Origin of the sequence: Hydrogenophaga sp., assembly GCF_019635465.1 — a bacterium.
GTDB lineage: Bacteria > Pseudomonadota > Gammaproteobacteria > Burkholderiales > Burkholderiaceae_C > Hydrogenophaga.
In genome coordinates, this window is sequence record NZ_JAHBZK010000014.1 from 1 (window position 1) to 19,038 (window position 19,038).

Here is a 19,038-nt window from a genome sequence, read left to right on the forward strand (position 1 = left end):
GGGCACCGGGAAACGCACCGCGGTGATCAGCTCGCCGCTGTTGAGCGCGGTCGCGTACATGCCCTGGAAGTAGTCGTCGGCCTTGATCTCGCGCTGATCGGTGACGATGGTGGCACCCAGCGCCAACACCGCGCTGGGGTAGCAGGCGGCGGGGTCGTTGTTGGCCAGCGAGCCGCCGATGGTGCCCATGGCGCGCACCTGCCGATCGCCGATCTGGCCGGCGAGTGCGGCCAGCGCCGGGATCGACGACTTCACGTCGGCGTTGCTTGCCACGTCTTCGTGGCGCGTCATGGCACCGATGACCAGCTGGTTGCCCTCGCGGCGGATGCCGCGCAGCTCGGCCACGCCGCCGAGGTCGACCAGCGCGCCCGGCTGGGCCAGGCGTTGCTTGAGCGAGGCGATCAGCGTCTGGCCACCGGCCAGGGCTTGCGCGCCACCGCCGACCAAGCGCTTGGCGTCGGCCAGGGACTTGGGTTGTTCAAGGGTGAAGGCGTACATGGTCCTGTCTCCTTATTTGCTGGCGTTCTGGATGGCCTGCCACACGCGGTTGGGCGTGGCGGGCATGTCGAAGTCCTTCACGCCCAGTGGGGCGAGGGCGTCGAGCACCGCATTGATGACCGCCGGCGGCGAGCCGATGGCGCCGGCCTCGCCGCAGCCCTTGGTGCCCAGCGGGTTGGTGGTGCAGGGGGTGCACACGTGGCCGATGGTGAAGCTGGGCACGTCGTCGGCGCGCGGCATGGCGTAGTCCATGAAGGAGCCAGTGACGAGCTGGCCCGTCTCGCGGTCGTACACGCAGTGCTCCAGCAGCGCCTGGCCAATGCCCTGCACCAGTCCGCCGTGCACCTGGCCTTCCACGATCATGGGGTTGATGATGGTGCCGAAGTCGTCGACCGCAGTGAACCGGTCCACGCGCACCACGCCCGTGCCCGGGTCCACCTCGACCTCGCAGATGTAGGTACCCGCGGGGAAGGTGAAGTTGGTCGGGTCGTAAAAGGCGGTCTCGTTCAGCCCGGGTTCGAGCTTGTCGAGCGGGTAGTTGTGCGGCACGTAGGCGGTGAGTGCCACCTGGCCAAAGGTCACCTTCTTGTCGGTGCCCTTCACGGTGAACTCGCCGTTGGCGAAGTCCACGTCGGCATCGCTCGCTTCCATCAGGTGCGCGGCGATCTTCTTGGCCTTGGCCTCGATCTTGTCGAGCGCGCGCATGATGGCCGCGCCGCCCACGCTGATCGAGCGCGAGCCGTAGGTGCCCATGCCGAAAGGCACGCGCCCGGTGTCGCCGTGCACGATGTCGACCTGCGACGGGTCCAACCCCAGGCGCGAGGCCACCACCTGGGCAAAGGTGGTCTCATGCCCCTGGCCGTGGCTGTGCGAGCCGGTGAACACGGTGACACTGCCGGTGGGGTGCACGCGCACCTCGCCGCACTCGAACAGGCCGGCACGCGCACCGAGCGCACCGGCGATGTTCGACGGCGCCAGGCCGCAGGCCTCGATGTAACTGCTGTAGCCCATGCCGCGCAGCAGCCCCTTGGCCTTGCTGGCTTCGCGCCGCTTGGCAAAGCCGGCGGCGTCGGCCAGCTGGTTGGCCTTGTCCAGGCAGGCGTTGAAGTCACCGGTGTCGTACTGCAGCGCCACTGGCGTTTGGTACGGAAACTGGGTGATGAAGTTGCGGCGGCGGATTTCGTCCTGGCTCAAACCGGTCTCCCAGGCCGCGCGGCTCACGATGCGTTCGAGCAGGTAGGTGGCCTCGGGCCGGCCGGCGCCACGGTAGGCGTCCACCGGTGCCGTGTTGGTGAACCAGGCGTCGACCTCCACGTAGATCTGCGGGCAGGTGTACTGACCCGCCAGCAGCGTGGCGTACAGGATGGTCGGCACCGCGGTCGAGAAGGTCGACAGGTAGCCACCCAGGTTGGCGTCGGTATGCACGCGGAACCCGAGGAACTTGCCGTCCTTGTCCATGGCCAGTTCGGCGTGCGTAACGTGGTCGCGGCCGTGCGCGTCGCACAGGAAGGCCTCGCTGCGTTCGCAGGTCCACTTGACGGCGCAGTTGAGCTTCTTCGCGGCCCAGGTGACGGCCACGTCTTCGGCGTAGAGGTAGATCTTGGCGCCGAAGCCACCGCCCACGTCGGGTGCGATCACGCGCACCTTGTGCTCGGGCAGGCCCATCACGAAGGCGGTCATCAGCAGCCGCTCGACGTGCGGGTTCTGGTTGGCCACGTAGAGCGTGTACTCGTCGTTGGCGCGGTTGTAGTTGCCGATGGCCGCGCGCGGCTCGATCGGGTTGGGTGCCAGGCGGTTGTTGAGCAGGTCGATTTTGGTGACGTGCGCCGCGCCGTTGAAGGTGGCGTCCACCGCGGCCTTGTCGCCGATGGCCCACTTGTAGCAATGGTTGTCGGGCGCTTCGGTGTGCAGCGCGGGCGCGCCTTTCTGCATGGCGTCGCGCACGTCGACCACTGCGGGCAGCGGCTCGTAGTCGACCTCGACCAGTTCGGCCGCGTTCTTCGCCTGCTCCAGCGTGTCAGCGATGACGATGGCCACGTGATCGCCCACGTAGCGCACCTTGCCTTGCGCCAGCACCGGGTGTGGCGGCTCCTTCATCGGCGTGCCGTCGGTGCTGGTGATGAGCCAGCCGCAGGGCAGACCGGCGATCTTGTCGGCGGCGATGTCCTGGCCGTCGAACACCGCGGCCACGCCGGGCGCGGCCAGCGCGGCCTTCTTGTTGATCGAGCGGATGTTGGCGTGCGCGTGCGGCGAGCGCACGAACACCGCGTAGCGCATGCCGGCGAGCTGGATGTCGTCGGTGTACTGGCCGGCGCCGGTGAGGAAGCGGTAGTCCTCTTTGCGGCGCAGTGGCTCACCGATGTGCGGCAGCTTGGCGAAATCAATGGCACCCATGTCGTGTCTCCTTCACTTCATGGCGGCAGCGCCTTGCTGCACGGCCTTGACGATGTTGTGGTAACCCGTGCAGCGGCAGAGGTTGCCTTCGAGCTGCTCGCGGATGGCGTGTTCGTCGGCCTTGGGTTGGCGCTGGCACAGGTCCACCGCACTCATCACCATGCCGGTGGTGCAGAAGCCGCATTGCAGGCCGTGGCACTCCTTGAAGGCCGCCTGCATGGGGTGCATGGTGCCGTCGGCGGCGGCCAGACCCTCGATGGTGGTGACCTCGCGCCCGGCCACCTGCGCCACCAGTACGTTGCACGACTTGACGGCCTTGCCGTCGATCAACACGGTGCAGGCGCCGCACTGGGCGGTGTCGCAGCCGACATGGGTTCCGGTGAGTCGCAGGTTCTCTCGCAGGGCCTGCACCAGCAAGGTGTGCGCAGGCGCATCCACGGTCACGGCGCGGCCGTTGACCTTGAGTTCGACGGGCATGTTTGTCTCCTGGGTTGTCGTGGGAAGGCCAATCCAGTGGAGCACGCGACCCGGGGCGCGATTCGAGGGTTAACCCCCGAAAGCCCGGCACTGCCCGACATGTTCTCAATTTGAGATTCGGGCCATGCACAACGCGCATTGGCATGACGTATGGGCAAGTTGCATAGGGATTTGAGCCATCCGTTGCGGGCGTCTCAATCTGAGACTTTCTGCGACACCGGCCGGATTCGAGGGTTAACCCTTTCTTCAAACCGGGTGGACCTTTGAACAATCGTATGCAGACCCATGCATACCGCGCCGCGGTCATGGCGTCGCCCCACAGGAGACAAGAATGCAGAAGGTGCTTCACATCGACCCGGAGAAGTGCACGGGTTGCCTGCAGTGCGAAATGGCCTGCTCGTACGAGAACCACGGGGTGTTCGCGACCTCGAAGTCGCGCATCAAGGTCTTCGACTTCCACCACACCGGCAAGAAGGTGCCCTACACCTGCACCCAGTGCGACGAGGCCTGGTGCCTGCACGCCTGCCCGGTGGAAGCCATCACGCTGGACAAGGCCACCGGCGCCAAGGTGGTCAACGATTCCACCTGCGTGGGCTGCAAGGTCTGCACCATCGCGTGCCCGTTCGGCACCATCAACTACGTCCAGGAGACGGGCAAGGTCCAGAAGTGCGACCTGTGCGGCGGCGAGCCCGCCTGCGCCGAGGCCTGCCCCACCGGCGCGATCACCTTCATCGACGCCAACTGGACCGGTCTGGACCGCATGAAGCAATGGGCCGACAAGCTGGGCAACCAGCCGTCTGCGGCCTGAGCACCGAACACCCGAAGGAGCCACACCATGTCCTGGGCTGGAAAAATCCTCCGCGTCAACCTGACCGCGGGCACCATCACCTCTGAACCCCTCAACAAGGCCTGGGCGCGCGACTACATCGGCTCGCGCGGCCTGGGGACCAAGTACTTCGTGAGCGAGGTTGACCCCAAGGTCGATCCGCTGGCGGTCGAGAACAAGATCATCTGGGCCACCGGGCCCCTGACCGGCACCATGGCCTCCACCGGTGGGCGCTACACCGTCATCACCAAGGGGCCGTTGACCGGTGCCATTGCCTGCTCCAACTCGGGCGGCTACTGGGGCGCGGAGCTCAAGATGGCCGGCTGGGACATGGTCATCTTCGAGGGCAAGTCGCCCAAGCCGGTGTACCTAGTCATCAACGACGACGTGGCCGAGCTGCGCGACGCCTCGCACCTGTGGGGCCAGACGGTCTGGAAGACCGAAGAGATCATCAAGAACCAGCTGCAGGACCCGCTGGTGCGCGTCTCCAGCATTGGCCAGGCGGGCGAGAACGAGGTGCTGTACGCCGCCATCGTCAACGACCTTCACCGCGCGGCCGGCCGCTCGGGCGTGGGCGCGGTGATGGGCAGCAAGAACCTCAAGGCCATTGCCGTGCGCGGCACCAAGGGTGTCGGCAACATCCGCGACCCCAAGGGCTTCATGCAGGCCGTGAAAGAGAAGAAGAAGATCCTGGCCGAGAACGCCGTGACCGGCCAGGGCCTGCCCACCTATGGCACGCAGGTGTTGATGAACGTCATCAACGAAGTGGGCGCGCTGCCCACGCGCAACCACCGCGACGTGCAGTTCGAGGGCGCCAAGGACATCTCGGCCGAGGCCATGGCCACGCCGCGCGAGAGCGATGGCAAGAAGCACCTGGTGACCAACCAGGCCTGTTTCGGTTGCACCATCGCCTGCGGTCGCGTGAGCAAGATCGACGAGACCCACTTCACCGTGAAGAACAAGCCCGAGTACTGGGGCGCCAACGGCGGTCTGGAGTACGAAGCGGCCTGGGCGCTGGGCGCGGCCAACGGGGTGAACGATCTGGAGGCGCTTCAGTACGCCAACCTGCTGTGCAACGAGTACGGCATGGACCCGATCAGCTTCGGCGCCACCATTGGCGCGGTGATGGAGCTCTACGAGATGGGCGTGCTTACCAAGGAGCAGATCGGCATCGACGCGCCCTTCGGTTCGGCGGCGGCACTGGCGGCGTTTGCCGAAATGACCGGCAAGGGCGAAGGCTTCGGCAAGGAGATCGGCCTGGGCTCGGCGCGCCTGACCAAAAAGTACGGCCACCCTGACCTGTCCATGAGCGTCAAAGGCCAGGAGTTCCCGGCCTACGACGGCCGCGTGATCCAGGGCATTGGCCTGGCCTACGCCACCAGCAACCGCGGCGCCTGCCACCTGCGCGGCTACACCATTGCTTCCGAGGTGCTGGGCATTCCGGTCAAGACCGAGCCGACCGAGAGCGCCGGCAAGCCCGAACTGGTCAAGGCCTTCCAGGACGCGACCGCGGCGTTCGACTCGTCGGGCCTGTGCGTGTTCACGACCTTCGCCTGGGGCGTGGCCGATCTGGCGCCGCAGCTGCAGGCCGCGTGCGACGCCAGCTACACCACCGAAGAACTCGAGAAGATCGGCGAGCGCATCTGGAACATGGAGCGCGAGTTCAACAACGCGGCCGGCTTCACGCCCAAGGACGACTCGCTGCCCAAACGCCTGCTGACCGAAGCCGCCAAGACCGGCCCGGGCAAAGGCATGGTCAGCCAGCTGCCCGAGATGCTGCCCAAGTACTACGCGGTGCGCGGCTGGGACAAGGAAGGCCGGCCGACCAAGGAAACCAAGGCCCGTCTGGGCCTGTGACGGGACTTGTTCCCGTCGGCATGTGTTGAACCTCCGGGGCAGTGCGTGCGCTGCCCCCTTTTTTTTGCAGGAGCCCTGCATGCACCACGTCATTCTTGGCGCCGGCCCGGCCGGCGTGATCGCCGCCGAAACCATCCGCAAGCAGGCGCCCGCCGCCACCATCACGCTGGTGGGCGACGAGGCCGAGCCGCCGTACTCGCGCATGGCCATTCCCTACCTGCTGGTGGGCAACATCGATGAGCGCGGCACCTACCTGCGCAAGCAGGCTTCGCACTATGAGCAATTGCGGGTGAAGCAGGTGCGGGCCAAAGCCACGGCGGTGGACGCGGCCAAGCGCACTGTGACGCTCGACGACGGCCAGACCTTGTCCTTCGACCGCCTCTTGATCGCCACCGGTTCGCACCCAGTCCGCCCGCCGATCCCCGGCATCGACCTGCCCGGTGTGCACCCTTGCTGGACGCTGGAAGATGCGCGGGCCATCGCGCAGCTGGCCAGACCTGGTGCGCGGGTGCTGCAGATGGGCGCGGGCTTCATTGGTTGCATCATCATGGAAGCGCTCAAGCAGCGTGGCGTGGCGCTGAGCGTGGTCGAGATGGGTGACCGCATGGTGCCGCGCATGATGGGCCCCACCGCGGGTGCCATGATCAAGCGCTGGTGCGAACAGCAGGGCGTCACCGTGCACACCGGCACCAAGGTCGAAGCCATCGAGGCCGGCTCGCCGCTGCGGGTGAAGCTGTCGAACGGCCACACCGTCGACGTCGATCTGGTGATCAGCGCCACGGGCGTGCGGCCCGCCATCGGCTTCCTCAAGGACTCGGGCATCACCTGCCTGCGCGGTGTGCTCACCGACGAGCACCTGCAGACCAACGTGCCGGGTGTGTACGCCGCTGGCGATTGCGCCGAGGCCTTTGACAAGGTGAGTGGCCAGACCATCGTGAGCGCGATCCAGCCCAACGCCGCGGAGCAGGCGCGCGTGGCTGCCCTCAACATGGTCGGGCAGCGCACCAGCCTCAAAGGCGTGACGCAGATCAACGTGCTCGACACGCTGGGCATGATCTCCACCAGCTTCGGCAACTGGGAAGGCGTCCCCGGCGGCCAGCACGTCGAACTCACTGATGAGGCGGCCGGGCGCCACCTGAGCCTGCAGTTCGCGGGCGATGTGATGGTGGGCTGCAACTCGGTGGGCTGGACGGCACACGTCGGCGTGATGCGCGGCCTGGTGGAAGGGCAGGTGAAGCTGGGCGAGTGGAAGGACCACCTCATGGCCGACCCCACGCGCCTGATGGAGGCCTACCTGGCGGCGTCGCAAGGGCAGGACGACTGGAGCGGTGCGGCCGACTCCCGCCGCCGATGAGCGCGGTCCACAATGCCCGCATGAAGATCACGCTCAAGCTGTTTGCCACGCTGACGGATTACCTGCCGCACGAAGCGCGCCGCGCCAACCAGATCGACATCGAGGTCGACCCCGACGCCAGCGTGCAGCAGATCATCGACCCCTACGGCATGCCGCCCAAGCTGGTTCACCTGGTGCTGGTCAACGGCAAGTACCTCTCGCCCGAGGAGCGGCTGTCGGCGCACCTGCAGCCGGGCGATGTGTTGGCGATCTGGCCGCCAATCGCCGGCGGCTGACGAGTGCAGCGTGCAATCGCATTACGCCGAGGCCTTCGAGCGCGACATGGGTTGCACCGAGGCCGAGTGGCTGGGCTGGCTGCCGGCGGCCATCGGCGAGCACCCCTGGCGACGCGATGGCTCCCTAGTTGAGGTCGAACTGCCTGGCGGGCGCTTGTACCTGCAGTGGACCGTGATGCCACGGCGCGTCATTGCCCTGGTGCGTCTGCCGGTGTTGCGGGTGCGGTTCCGCTTCGACGGGCTCGACGACGCGCAGCGCTACGCCTTCATGCGGCGCTTTGACCTGTACATGCAACGCGGGGGTGGCTGAAGCCGCGAGCGCGGTGCGGCTACGCTTCGCGATCATGGATGCCCTGATCACCGCCGCCGCCCGCGCCCTGGCCGCGGGCGATGCGCTGGGCGCGCTCAAACGCGTGGCCTTGCGCGACGACCCGCCCGCGTTGGCCTTGCGCGGCATTGCGCTGGCGCAGCTGGGCGAGTTCGAGCGGGCGCGCGAGTTGTTGCGTCAGGCGGCCAGGCGCTTTGGGTCGCACGAAGCCTTGGCGCGCGCACGCTGCGTGGTGGCCGAGGCCGAGGTCGCGCTGGCCATGCGCGATCTGGGTGGTCTGCCGCGCGGCTTGCTGGCCGCGGCCGAGGTGCTGGCGGCGCACGGTGATGTGGCCAACGCGGCGCAAGCGCGGTTGGTGGCGGCCCGCCGGTGCGTGTTGCTCGGGCAGCTCGACGAAGCGGCGCAGGCGCTGGCCTTGGTGGACGAGGCGGCATTGCCCGGGCCGCTGCACCAGGCACTGGCCGCCTTGACCGCCGGTGAGCTGGCCTGGCGAGCCTGGCGCGTGGGCCCTGCGGACGAGGCCTTGCGGCGGGCACAGCTTCTGGCTGCACGCGCCGGCGTGCCCGCGTTGCTGGCCGAGGTGAGCGATGCGCAGTCGGCCTTGCTGCGTCCGGCCGCACAGGTGGTGCGTCAGGGACAAACCACCTTGCTTGCGCTGGGCGAGGTGGATGCGTTGCTGGCAACGCCCGCGCTGGTGGTGGACGCGTGTCGGCGTGGCCTGGGTGTGGGCGCGCAGTGGGTGCCGCTGGCCGGGCGGCCGGTGCTGTTCGCACTGGCCCGTGCGTTGGCGGCCGCGTGGCCGGGCGACGTTGCGCGCCATGCGCTGATCGCCGAGGCCTTTCGCACCCGCCACGCCGATGAGACCCTGCGCGCGCGCCTGCGTGTGGAGATCGGGCGCCTGCGCGCGCTGTGGCGCGATGTGGCCGCCATCGAAGCCACGCCGAGCGGTTATGCCTTGCGCGCGCTGCATGGGCGCGAGGTGGTGCTGTTGCTGCCGCCGGTGGCGGGCGAGCAGGCCGCGCTGCAGGCCCTGCTCTCGGACGGCGTGGCCTGGTCCACCTCGGCCCTGGCATTGGCCATGGGCGCCAGTCAGCGCACGGTGCAGCGCGCACTGGCCGAACTGCAGGCCGAGGGCCGGGTGCGTGCCATTGGGCAGGGCAGGGCGCGGCGCTGGCTGGCCCCACCCCTGAGCGAAATCGCGACGATCTTGTTACTCCCCACGGCGCTGCCGATTGCCTAGAGTGCGCTCCATGGCACCGCCTCCGGTGCCGATGAAAGGAGCCACCCATGAGCCGAAACCCGCCCCCGCCAACCGCCGACATCGTCCGCGAGTACGGCCCGTTCGACGGCGCGAGCGCCGTGCACGGCGTGACCCACGATGGCCGGCACGTCTGGGCCGCTGTCGGCGCGCGCATCGTGGCCTTTGATCCGGCCAGCGGCGAGACCCAGCACCGCATTGAGCAGCCGTGCGACGCCGGCACCGCGTTCGATGGCCGATTCCTGTACCAGATCGCCGAGGCCCGCATCGACAAGATCGATCCGGCCAGTGGTGCGGTGGTGGCCAGCATCCCGGCGCCGGGGCAGGGTGCGGACTCGGGTCTGACCTGGGCCGAGGGCAGTCTCTGGGTCGGGCAGTACCGCAGCCGCCAGATCCACCAGATCGACCCGGACACCGGTGCCATCCGCCGAACCATCGAGTCGAACCGCTTTGTGACCGGTGTGACCTGGGTCGATGGTGAGTTCTGGCACGGCACCTGGGAGGGCGACGAGAGCGAGTTGCGCCAGATCGACCCGGCCAGCGGCGCCGTGCTGCAGCGCCTGCAGATGCCCAGTGGCATGGGTGTGAGCGGACTGGAGTCCGACGGCGCCGATCTGTTTTATTGCGGCGGAGGTGGCAGCGGCAAGGTGCGCGCCGTGAAGCGGCCGCGCCGCACGGCCGTCAAGTGACGGCCTTGTACCCAACCCGACCCACAACCCTCACCGAGGAGTCCCTTCATGAACACCGACACCGATCTCCTGTCCCCCGCCCGCCACACCGTGGTGAGCCGCGACGCCTGGCTCGCGCAACGACGCAGCCTGCTGGAACGCGAGAAAGCCCTGACGCAGGCGCAGGACGCCATGGCCGAAGCACGCCGCACCATGCCCTGGGTGCGCGTTGAGCAGCCCTACGTGTTCGACACGGCCGATGGGCCGCGCAGCCTGTCGGACCTGTTCGAAGGGCGGCGGCAACTGCTGGTGCAGCACTTCATGTTGGGCCCGGGCTGGGCGCAGGGGTGCCCGAGTTGTTCGTTCATGGCCGATCACCTCGACGGCATGGCTGTGCACCTGGCGCAGCGCGACGTCAGCCTGCTGCGCGTCTCTCGCGCGCCGCTGGCCGAGATCCAGCGCTTTCAGGCGCGCATGGGCTGGCAGGTGCGTTGGGTGTCGTCGCACGGCAACCGTTTCAATTTCGACTACGGCGTGAGCTTCGAACCCGGCGCCACCGCGGCCGGCGAGGTGGACTACAACTACGCGCTGCGCCCGTTTCCCAGCGACGAAGCGCCGGGCATCAGCGTGTTCTGCCGCGACGACGCGGGCGATGTGTTCCACACCTACTCCACTTACGGGCGGGGGGTGGAGGTGATGATGGGCACCTACCCCCTGCTGGACCTCACCCCCAGGGGGCGCGATGAAGCGGGGCTGCCGTACACCATGGCCTGGGTGCGTCACCACGACCGCTACGAGCCGGCACCAGCGACGAAGACCTCGGCCGCCTGCTGCGCAACCCACGGTTGACCCAGCGCTTGCGAGCCCGGCCATGGACACGATCGGGTGGCTGGGCGGACTGGCGTTCGGCGCAGGGGCTTTGCATGGCCTGAGCCCCCTGAGCGGCTGGCCCCTCCTGGCCTTGTGTGGGGGTGCCGCCGGGCACGGGGGGCGGCCACGGTGGTGGCGCTCTGCGCTTGGCGGCTGGGGTGCGATGGTTCTGGGCCATGCCTTGGCGATGGCATGGCTGGCGCTCGGAATCGGCGGTGCCGCCATCCTCATTGGCGATCGCGCCTGGCCGGTCTTTGTGGTGCCCGTTCTGGTCGTCTTGCTGATCCTGGTGCCCGGTACCCGTGCCGTCGCCCGCGGCGCACCGGCCCGGGCGCGCATCCCCTGGGGCGCCATGGCCCTCGCCCTGTGGTCCTTCGGCGCGGCCTCGGTACCCGCTGTGGGCGCGGCGCTGGTGCCCGCCTTGCTGCCGTGGTGCACCTCGGCAGGTGGCACCTCAAGCGCCAAGGGGCTGTGGCTGCCCATGGCGATGGTGGCCTTGCACACGGCAGGCATGGCGCTGGCGGCGGTGTTGGCGGCACGGGGTGCCGCGCTGATGAAACCGCTCTGGCGGCGGCTGTTCACGCGGCGGTGCGATCATGTGTGCCTGTCTGTCCACGGGAGCATGCATGGGGCTGCGTTGGGGTTTGTTGGGCGTCTGGCTGATCGCGGCCGGCGCCTTTGCCGCGCCGGCGGTTGACTGCGGGCCGGCCTGGCAACGCTCGGTCGAGCAACGCCTGCCGAGTGGCGACGGGCAGGGCCATGGACCGGACCTGGGTTCGGCCGAATGGCGCGCCGTGGTGGCCTTCAAGCTCGGGCTGCGTGGGCGCAGCGATATGCCCCCGATTGACAGCGACGCCTGGTGTACTGCCGTTGAGCAGGCATTGGCCAGGCGCAACGCCAACCCGGGGCCATCGTTTGATTGCAAAGCCGTGCCGCCCGCCAGCGTGGCCGCGCAGGTGTGCGCCGATGCATCGCTGGCCGCGCTGGACCGTCGGCTGGCCTGGGTCTACCAGGCCGCACTCAAGCGCGCGCGCAATGAACACCCGCCCGTGCTCAAGGCCGCGCAGCGCGGTTGGGTCAAAGGCCGCGACGATTGCTGGAAGGCCGCCGAGCCGGGCGCCTGCGTGCGGGACGCCTACGTGCAGCGCATTGCCGAGCTGCAGGCACGCTACCGATTGATTCCGCCAACCGCCACCGTGACCTGGCAATGCAACGGCCGCGCCGCCGACGAGGTGATCGCCACCTACTTTCGTACCGAGCCGCCCACGCTGATCGCCGAGCGCGGCGACAGCGTGTCGCTGATGTTCGTGCAGCCATCCGCCAGTGGTGCGCGCTACCAGGGCCGCAACGAGTCGCTGTGGGAGCACCAGGGCGAGGCCACCATCACCTGGGGCTTTGGCGCACCCGAGATGCGCTGCGTTCGCCAGCGTTGAGACCGATTTTTTGTTCGACCCGAAAGGAATTTCCAGCCATGGCCGAAGACGCCGTCAACACCATCACCATCACCATTGCCCGCCAGCAGGGCTACCAGTTTCTGGTCGACTTCGGCGACAGCCTGCCCACCATCGTGGCCGACGAGCCGGCACCGCTGGGCACGGGCAGTGGCCCGTCGCCCAACCAGCTGCTGCTGTCGGCCATTGCCAACTGCCTGAGTGCGAGCCTGCTGTTTGCGCTGCAGAAGTACAAGCAGGACCCCGGCACCCTGCGCGCCACCGCCACCGCCACCATCGGGCGCAACGAGGCCAGGCGTTTGCGTGTGAAGCAGGTGGACGTTGCGCTCAGCCTGGACAAGCCCGCCGCTGAACTGGCGCACCTGGACCGCGTGCTGGCGCAGTTCGAGGACTTCTGCACCGTGACCCAGAGCGTGCGCCAGGGCTTCCCGGTGACCGTGACGGTGCAGGACGGCAGCGGAAAGACGCTGGCCGTGGGCGAGGCCGGTTAATTCAGTAGCGCGCCGACACGGCCGCTGCCACCGTCAGCAGGCCCAGCCAGAGGTTGGTGTAGACCAGCACGCGGATGCGGTTCTGCACCGCGGCCGCGGCCGGCCAGGCCTTGTCGGCCACGTGCCGGCGCAGCTTGGGAAACAAGCCATGGTTGATGAAGCCGAAGATGGCCGTCATCACCAGTCCCAGCGTGAGCATGATGTGCCAGCCGATGGGCGCATTGGCCATGCCGACCTGCACCAGCAGCGTGATGCCGGTGGCCAGCAGTACCACCACGGCCACGGCCACGATGCGAAAGAAGCGGCCCAGCACCGCAGCGATCAACGGCAGGCGTTGCGGTGGCTCCAGCATCTGCGCGACGGTGGGGCGGAACACATAGTGGGCAAAGGCCATGCCGCCGATCCACAGGATGGCGCTGAGCAGGTGAAGCAGGACGAGGATGGCGTGCAGGTTGGGGGTCATGGGCGTTGTGCGATGTGTGTTGTGCGTTCGGCGTTGTGCGTTCGGCGTTGGGCGTTCGGCGTTGGGCGTTCGGCGCGCATTGTGGGGCACGCCATCGCGCGTTGGCGTGCACAGGCTGGATCGCCTGCCTACACTGCAGGTTCCCCAGCCCGATCGCCAAGGAGGCCCACCATGCTGCAACTGCGACCCAACTGCGAATGCTGCGACACCGACCTGCCACCCGATGCGCGCAATGCCCGCATCTGTTCGTTCGAGTGCACCTTTTGCGAAGCCTGTGCCAGCGAGCGCCTGGGTGGGGTGTGTCCGAACTGTGGGGGCGAGCTGGTGCGTCGGCCGATCCGCCCGGCCGGCAAGCTGATCAACAACCCGGCGTCCACCGAGCGCGTGCTCAAGCCGCAGGGCTGCACCGAGGCCACCTGAGGGTCGGTCAGCGATGCTGTCGCACGTCTTCCTCGGGGTGCGCGACTTCGACCTCGCGCTCGCTTTCTACCGCGCGTTGATGCCGGTGCTGGGCATCGCCGAGCGCTTCTGCGAGCCTGAACGTCCCTGGGCCGGCTGGCAGTCTTTGCCGGGCCCGCGACCCCTGTTCCTGATCGGCACACCGTTTGATGGCCAGACCCATGTGCCGGGCAACGGGCAGATGGTGGCCTTGCTCGCGTCCAGCCGGGCGGTGGTGGCAAGGGCCCACGCAACGGCCCTGGCGAGCGGCGGCAGTGACGAAGGCGCGCCCGGCCTGCGCCCCGAGTACCACCCGCATTACTACGGCGCCTACTTCCGCGATACCGAGGGCAACAAGCTGTGCGTGGCCTGCCATGAACCTGAACCTGTCTGAACTGTTGCCTGTGCTGCTGCCCGGCCCGCTGTTGCTGGCTTTCCTGGGCGCAGCCCTGGTACTGGCCGTCACGCCGGGGCCCGGGGTGCTCTACATCGTGGCGCGCACGCTGGCGCAAGGGCGCGGGGCCGGCATGGCCTCGGTGGCGGGCGTGGCGCTGGGCAACCTGGCCAACGCGGTGGCCGCCTCGCTGGGGCTGGCTGCGGTGCTGCTGGCGTCCGACCTGGCCTTTGCCGTCATCAAGTACGCCGGTGCGGCCTACCTTGTGTGGCTGGGCGTGATGGCCCTGCGCGCGCGGGCGCCGATGTCCTTGCCCGGGCAGGTGAGCCGGGTTCGACTGGGCAAGTTGTTTCGCGACGGCTTCGTGGTGGCCTTGCTCAACCCCAAGACCACCTTGTTCTTTGCGGCCTTTCTGCCGCAGTTCATCGACCCCGCGCGCGCGGCCACCTCGCAGGCGATGGCCCTGAGCGCGCTGTTCGTGGCGATCGCCGCGTGCAGCGACAGTGGCTACGTGCTGTTGTCGCGTTGGCTGGCCAGACGCCTGGCGCCCGGTGCAGATCGCATGGCCGGCGCGCAGCGCTGGGGGCGCTACCTCACGGCGGGGGTGTACCTTGGGCTGGGGGCCTGGGCAGCGGTGTCCTCAGAACGTCCGACGCCGAGGGGCTGATCAGGCCAGCGTGCGAAGCCCGAGCCAGGTCAGCAGCAGCGAGCCGAACAAATGCAGCGAGGCCACGCCCATGGCGAGCGTGAGGCGGCCTTGCTGCAGCAGCGTGACCACCTCGACCGAGAAGGTGGAGAAGGTGGTGAGTGCGCCCAGCATGCCGGTCACGATGGCCAGGCGCCAGACCGGGTCGAAGTGTGGGTTGGCCTGGAACACGGCCACGGCCAGGCCGATGGCGTAGGCGCCTGCCCAATTGGCGACCAGCGTGCCCCAGGGTAGCAGGCTGCCCGGGGTGCTCAGCCACAAACCAAGCCGCCAGCGCAGCAACGCACCGATGGTGGCACCCAGGGCGATGGCGAGCACCGACAGCATCAGAAGGGCGCTCCGTCGTCGTCGGCGGTGGTGGCCGCTGTGGCTGTTGTGGTCGTGGCCACGGGTTTGGGCGCAGCCGTGTCATCGGGCGCCCCTGCCGGCATCTGACCCGGCATCAGTTCGCCGCCCAGTGCGGCGATCAGGGCATCGAGGGTGCCGCGCAGCTCGCCGGTGCCAATGGCCACGTTGGTGTCGAAGGTCTCTTCTTCCTTGGCATTGCTCTCTTCAAACACGCCCTCGAGGAACTGGATTTTCTTGAGCTGCATGCTTTCGGTGAGCACGAAGCCGACGCGGCCTTCCCAGCTCAGCGCCAGGCGGGTGGGGCGCTTGCCCTCGGCCACGTGGCGACGTACCTCGTCGTTGAACAGGTGGTGGCGGGTGAAGCGCACGATGGAGCGCTCCTCGTCGGTGGAGCGCAGCTCGCAGTCGCGCTCAACCGCCAGGCCAGCGGGCCATTCTTCGGGGTCGGTGGCGGTGAGCCATTGCGTCATGCCGGCCTGTGGCGTGACCTGCGTGTTGAGCAGGGTGATGACCAGGCCGTCGAAGGCACGCACCAGCGCGGTGACGATGGCGTCGAGCTTGCCCTGGCTGCTGGCGTCGGTGGCCAGCCAGCCGCGCTCGGGATCGATCCAGACCCAGGCGCTTTGCTGGCGCGCAAAGGCCTGCGGCAGCAGGGCCTGCAACGCGTCCTCTCGCAGGGCCTTGGTTTCCTTCTTGCCGGGTTTGCGCCCGGTGGTGGCTTCGATGTGGTCGGCCTGCTCCTGTGCCTTGCGCCGCACCACGGCGCCCGGCACGGATTTGGTCTCGATCTGCAGTTTGAGGATGCGCTGGTTGGCGATGGCCTCCACCAGCGGGCCGTGGGCCTCGCCGCGCGGCTCCACCCAGCCCACCGACAGGTCTTGCGTGGCGCCGCAGGGCACGAAGCGGGCGCTATCCAGCGCTTTTTCCATCGCATCGAGCGTGGGCGCCCAGCCGGGCGCGATGCGATAGAGCGTGAGGTTTTTGAACACGAAACGGGATCTCCGGAAAAACAAACCCCGCGCACCGAGGCGGCGGCGGGGTGGTCATCTTAGCGGTCGGCGCCCCTACATCTTGCCGGGCAGCCAGGTGACCAGCCCTGGGAACCAGTACAGCACCAAGACCGCCACCACCATCAGCAGGAAGTAGGGCAGGCAGGCGCGCGCGATCCAGGTGATCTGGCGCTGCGTCATGCCCTGCAGCACGAACAGGTTGAAGCCCACGGGCGGCGTGATCTGCGCCATCTCGACCACGATGACGACGAAGACGCCGAACCAGATCAGGTCGATGCCGGCGGCCTGCACCGTGGGCAGGATCACGCCCATGGTGAGCACGATCATGGAGATGCCGTCGAGAAAGCAGCCCAGCACGATGTAGAAGATGGCCAGGGCCACCAGCAGCATGCCGGGCGACAGACCCAGGCCACCCACCCATTCGGCCAGGTGGCGCGGCAGGCCGATGTAGCCCATGGCCAGCGTCAGGAAGGCCGCGCCCGCCAGGATCAGCGCGATCATGCAGTACAGCCGGGTGGCACCCAGCAGCGCATCGCGGAAGGTGGCCCAGTTCAACGAGCCCTGGGCGCCCGACAGGATCAGCGCGCCCACCACACCCACGGCCGCCGCCTCGGTGGCGGTGGCCACACCGGTGTAGATGGCGCCGATGACGCCACCGATAAGCAGCACCACCGGAATCAGATGGCGCGCCTCGGCGAGCTTCTCGCGCAGCGTCATGTCTGCGTCGGCCTTGGGCACGCGATCGGGGTTGAGCAGCGCCCACACCATGAGCGAGCCGCTGAACAGCGCCGCCAGCAGCAGGCCGGGGATCACGCCCGCGACGAACAGCTTGGCGATCGACACCTCGGCCGCCACGCCGTAGACGATCATGATGATTGAGGGCGGAATGAGCAGCCCCAGCGTGCTGGCGCCGCCGAGCGAGCCGACGATCTTCTCGGGCGGGTAGCCGCGGCGCGAGAGCTCGGGGATGCTCATCTTTCCCACGGTGGCGCAGGTGGCGGCCGACGAGCCCGATACCGCGGCAAAGATGGTGCTGCCCAGGATGTTGGTGTGCAGCAGCCGCCCGGGCAGGAAGTTCACCCACGGCGCCAGGCCGCGGAACATGCTCTCGGAGAGCTTGGTGCGAAACAGGATTTCGCCCATCCACACGAACAGCGGCAGGGCGGTCAGCGTCCAGCTGCTGGCCGAACCCCAGATGGTGAGGGCCATGGCGTCGCCGGCGGGGCGCGATGAGAACAGCTCCATGCCGATCCAGGCCACGCCCGCCAGGGTCAGGCCGATCCACACGCCGCTGCCCAGCAGGGCAAACAGCGCCACGATCAGCATCGTGGTGACGACGAACTCATTCATGGCGGGTGTCCTCCGCCGTGCGGGCACGCTGGCCGCGCAGCTCAAGCACCCACTCGTCCATCAGAGCGATCAGCAGCACGGTGCAACCCAGGCCCATGAGGATCTGCGGAATCCACAGCGGCGTGGCATCGGCCGCGGTGGAGATGTCGTGAAACAGGTGCGACTGCCAGACCAGTCGCCAGGAGAACCAGCTCAACAGGCCGGCCAGCAGCACCGCAATCGACAGGGCCCATAGCTCCAGGCCCTGGCGCGCCTTGCCGCCGAGGTGGCCGATGATGAGCGTCACGCGGATGTGCTCGTTGCGTTTGAGCGTGTGCGCCAGGGCCAGAAAGCCCGCGCCGGCCATGGCGTAGCCCGCATAGGCGTCGGTGCCGGCCACATAGAAGCCGGCCAGCCGGCTGACGATGGACAGCAGCACCATGACCAGCACGCCGACCATGAACAGCGCGGCCAGCCAGGCCGCGCCAAGGTAGAGAGCATCAAGCGACTTGCGCATGGGGAAACCCAGGTGGCGTACCCGCCACGCAGTTCAGAGGCACCGAGGAACCGGCTTGGCCGGGCCTCTGGTGCCGCCCCCTTGAGGGGGTCGCGCAAAGCGCGGCGGGGGTGATTACTTTTTGTAGGCGTCCACGAGTTGCTGGCCTTCGGGTCCAGCCTTGGACAGCCACTCCTGCAGCATGGTGGCGCCCACCTTCTGCAGGTCGGCCTTGAGGGCGGCCGAGGGCGGCTCCACCGCCATGCCGTTGGCCTTGAGGGTGGCCAGCGTGTCGGTGTTGACCTTCTCGGAGGCGGCCCAGCCACGGGCCTCGGCGTCGGCGCCAGCCTTGAGCAGGGCGCCTTGCGTGGCCTTGTCCAGGGCGTCGAAGGCCGCCTTGTTCACGATGACGGCGTTCTTGGGCAACCAGGCCTGCACGTCGTAGTAGTACTTGAGGTGCTCGTAGAGCTTGCTGTCCACACCGGTGGCGCCCGAGGTCATGTTGGCCTCGACCACGCCGGTGGCCAGCGCCTGCGACAGCTCGGCGGCTTGCACGGTCACGGGCTGAGCGCTCACCAGCTCGGCAATGCGGGTGGTCGACGGGCTGTAGGCGCGCCACTTGGCGCCCTTGAGGTCGGCCGCGCTGGCGACGGCCTTCTTGCTGTACAGACCCTGCGGCGGCCATGGCACGGCGTAGAGCAGCATCATCCCTTGCTCACCCAGCTTCTTTGCCAGGATGGGTTTTTGCGCGGCGTAGAGCTTCTTCGCATCGGCGTAGCTGGTGGCCAGGAACGGGATGCCGTCGGCACCGAAGATCTGCCATTCGTTCTGGTAGGCCGCGAGCAGCATCTCGCCGATCTGCGCCTGGCCGCCTTGCACCGCGCGTTTGATCTCGGGCGCCTTGAACAGCGAGGCACCCGGGTGCACCGTGATCTTGAGCTTGCCGCCGCTGGCCTTGTCGACGTCGCTGGCGAAGGTGGCAAGATTGACCGAGTGGAAGTTGGTGGCCGGGTAGGCGGCGGGCAGGTCCCAGGCGGTCTGGGCCTGGGCAGCAGCGCCAAAGGCGACGGCCAGGCTGGCCAGGGCAAGTTTGAATTTCATGGTCGC

Annotated in this window: 23 protein-coding genes; 14 read left to right on the forward strand and 9 right to left on the reverse strand. The window is 68.2% G+C overall.

The genetic code is table 11. From position 1 onward, the window contains the following. From KF871_RS13300 to KF871_RS13310, 3 genes are all read right to left on the reverse strand, one after another. The coding region (locus KF871_RS13300) for an FAD binding domain-containing protein (RefSeq protein WP_291143215.1) at positions 1 to 498 on the reverse strand (498 nt) is incomplete at its 3' end. A gap of 12 nt (positions 499 to 510) precedes the next feature. Then, positions 511 to 2,892: a xanthine dehydrogenase family protein molybdopterin-binding subunit gene (locus tag KF871_RS13305; RefSeq protein WP_291143218.1), complete on the reverse strand. Its 2,382-nt coding sequence runs from the start codon at positions 2,890 to 2,892 to the stop codon at positions 511 to 513. Positions 2,893 to 2,904: 12 nt separating this feature from the next. After that, entirely contained in the window at positions 2,905 to 3,369 is a 465-nt protein-coding gene (locus KF871_RS13310) for a (2Fe-2S)-binding protein (protein ID WP_291143222.1), read from the reverse strand. Positions 3,370 to 3,700: 331 nt separating this feature from the next. Here KF871_RS13310 and KF871_RS13315 point away from each other — a divergent pair, with 331 nt between their 5' ends. The 11 genes from KF871_RS13315 (at position 3,701) to KF871_RS13365 (ending at position 12,747) form a co-directional block, all read left to right on the forward strand. Next, complete coding sequence (locus KF871_RS13315; RefSeq protein WP_291143225.1) at positions 3,701 to 4,177, forward strand: 4Fe-4S dicluster domain-containing protein; 477 nt, start codon at positions 3,701 to 3,703, stop codon at positions 4,175 to 4,177. Between the two features lie 27 nt (positions 4,178 to 4,204). Further along, a complete protein-coding gene (locus KF871_RS13320; protein ID WP_291143228.1) occupies positions 4,205 to 6,052 on the forward strand; it encodes an aldehyde ferredoxin oxidoreductase family protein in 1,848 nt (615 codons plus the stop codon). Between the two features lie 79 nt (positions 6,053 to 6,131). Further along, positions 6,132 to 7,406, forward strand: coding sequence for an FAD-dependent oxidoreductase (locus KF871_RS13325; RefSeq protein WP_291143231.1), 1,275 nt, complete (start codon positions 6,132 to 6,134; stop codon positions 7,404 to 7,406). A gap of 20 nt (positions 7,407 to 7,426) precedes the next feature. Beyond that, positions 7,427 to 7,681, forward strand: coding sequence for a MoaD/ThiS family protein (locus KF871_RS13330; RefSeq protein ID WP_291143566.1), 255 nt, complete (start codon positions 7,427 to 7,429; stop codon positions 7,679 to 7,681). 10 nt (positions 7,682 to 7,691) lie between these two features. Then, a complete protein-coding gene (locus tag KF871_RS13335) occupies positions 7,692 to 7,991 on the forward strand; it encodes a hypothetical protein (protein ID WP_291143234.1) in 300 nt (99 codons plus the stop codon). Positions 7,992 to 8,025: 34 nt separating this feature from the next. Then, positions 8,026 to 9,249, forward strand: a complete 1,224-nt coding sequence (locus KF871_RS13340; protein ID WP_291143237.1) for a helix-turn-helix domain-containing protein — start codon at positions 8,026 to 8,028, stop codon at positions 9,247 to 9,249. Positions 9,250 to 9,296: 47 nt separating this feature from the next. Beyond that, positions 9,297 to 9,956 (forward strand): hypothetical protein, encoded by a 660-nt coding sequence (locus KF871_RS13345; protein ID WP_291143240.1) that lies wholly within the window; start codon positions 9,297 to 9,299, stop codon positions 9,954 to 9,956. A gap of 48 nt (positions 9,957 to 10,004) precedes the next feature. Continuing rightward, entirely contained in the window at positions 10,005 to 10,784 is a 780-nt protein-coding gene (locus KF871_RS13350; RefSeq protein WP_291143243.1) for a thioredoxin family protein, read from the forward strand. A 22-nt stretch (positions 10,785 to 10,806) separates the two neighbouring features. Then, complete coding sequence (locus KF871_RS13355; protein ID WP_291143246.1) at positions 10,807 to 11,502, forward strand: hypothetical protein; 696 nt, start codon at positions 10,807 to 10,809, stop codon at positions 11,500 to 11,502. After that, on the forward strand, positions 11,432 to 12,238 hold the full coding sequence (locus KF871_RS13360) for an MliC family protein (protein WP_291143249.1): 807 nt from the start codon (positions 11,432 to 11,434) through the stop codon (positions 12,236 to 12,238). Before KF871_RS13355 ends, KF871_RS13360 begins: the two co-directional genes overlap by 71 nt. A 38-nt stretch (positions 12,239 to 12,276) precedes the next feature. Further along, the gene (locus tag KF871_RS13365; RefSeq protein ID WP_291143252.1) at positions 12,277 to 12,747 is read left to right on the forward strand and encodes an OsmC family protein; all 471 of its coding nucleotides are present in this window, start codon (positions 12,277 to 12,279) and stop codon (positions 12,745 to 12,747) included. A gap of 1 nt (position 12,748) precedes the next feature. Here KF871_RS13365 and KF871_RS13370 read toward each other — a convergent pair whose 3' ends face one another. Continuing rightward, on the reverse strand, positions 12,749 to 13,210 hold the full coding sequence (locus tag KF871_RS13370) for a DUF4149 domain-containing protein (RefSeq protein ID WP_291143254.1): 462 nt from the start codon (positions 13,208 to 13,210) through the stop codon (positions 12,749 to 12,751). Between the two features lie 171 nt (positions 13,211 to 13,381). On the opposite strand from KF871_RS13370, the gene KF871_RS13375 reads away from it, so the two are divergent. The 3 genes from KF871_RS13375 to KF871_RS13385 are packed head-to-tail and all read left to right on the forward strand — an operon-like array spanning position 13,382 to position 14,709. Beyond that, positions 13,382 to 13,630 carry a DUF1272 domain-containing protein gene (locus KF871_RS13375; protein ID WP_291143257.1) on the forward strand — a complete coding sequence of 83 codons (249 nt, stop codon included), beginning with the start codon at positions 13,382 to 13,384 and terminating at the stop codon, positions 13,628 to 13,630. 13 nt (positions 13,631 to 13,643) lie between these two features. Continuing rightward, positions 13,644 to 14,042, forward strand: a complete 399-nt coding sequence (locus KF871_RS13380) for a VOC family protein (RefSeq protein ID WP_291143260.1) — start codon at positions 13,644 to 13,646, stop codon at positions 14,040 to 14,042. Further along, positions 14,023 to 14,709, forward strand: a complete 687-nt coding sequence (locus tag KF871_RS13385; protein ID WP_291143263.1) for a LysE family translocator — start codon at positions 14,023 to 14,025, stop codon at positions 14,707 to 14,709. Before KF871_RS13380 ends, KF871_RS13385 begins: the two co-directional genes overlap by 20 nt. Here the strand turns inward: KF871_RS13385 and crcB are convergent, their stop codons facing one another. From crcB to KF871_RS13410, 5 genes are all read right to left on the reverse strand, one after another. Continuing rightward, entirely contained in the window at positions 14,710 to 15,075 is a 366-nt protein-coding gene (gene crcB, locus KF871_RS13390; RefSeq protein ID WP_291143266.1) for a fluoride efflux transporter CrcB, read from the reverse strand. It abuts the gene before it with no gap. Beyond that, positions 15,075 to 16,085 carry a recombination-associated protein RdgC gene (locus KF871_RS13395; RefSeq protein WP_291143270.1) on the reverse strand — a complete coding sequence of 337 codons (1,011 nt, stop codon included), beginning with the start codon at positions 16,083 to 16,085 and terminating at the stop codon, positions 15,075 to 15,077. The genes crcB and KF871_RS13395 overlap by 1 nt, the downstream gene beginning before the upstream one ends. Positions 16,086 to 16,160: 75 nt before the next feature. Next, complete coding sequence (locus KF871_RS13400) at positions 16,161 to 17,456, reverse strand: TRAP transporter large permease subunit (RefSeq protein WP_291143273.1); 1,296 nt, start codon at positions 17,454 to 17,456, stop codon at positions 16,161 to 16,163. Further along, positions 17,449 to 17,952, reverse strand: a complete 504-nt coding sequence (locus KF871_RS13405) for a TRAP transporter small permease (protein ID WP_291143276.1) — start codon at positions 17,950 to 17,952, stop codon at positions 17,449 to 17,451. The genes KF871_RS13400 and KF871_RS13405 overlap by 8 nt, the downstream gene beginning before the upstream one ends. A gap of 114 nt (positions 17,953 to 18,066) precedes the next feature. After that, complete coding sequence (locus tag KF871_RS13410) at positions 18,067 to 19,032, reverse strand: TRAP transporter substrate-binding protein (RefSeq protein ID WP_291143279.1); 966 nt, start codon at positions 19,030 to 19,032, stop codon at positions 18,067 to 18,069. Positions 19,033 to 19,038: the final 6 nt, after the last annotated feature.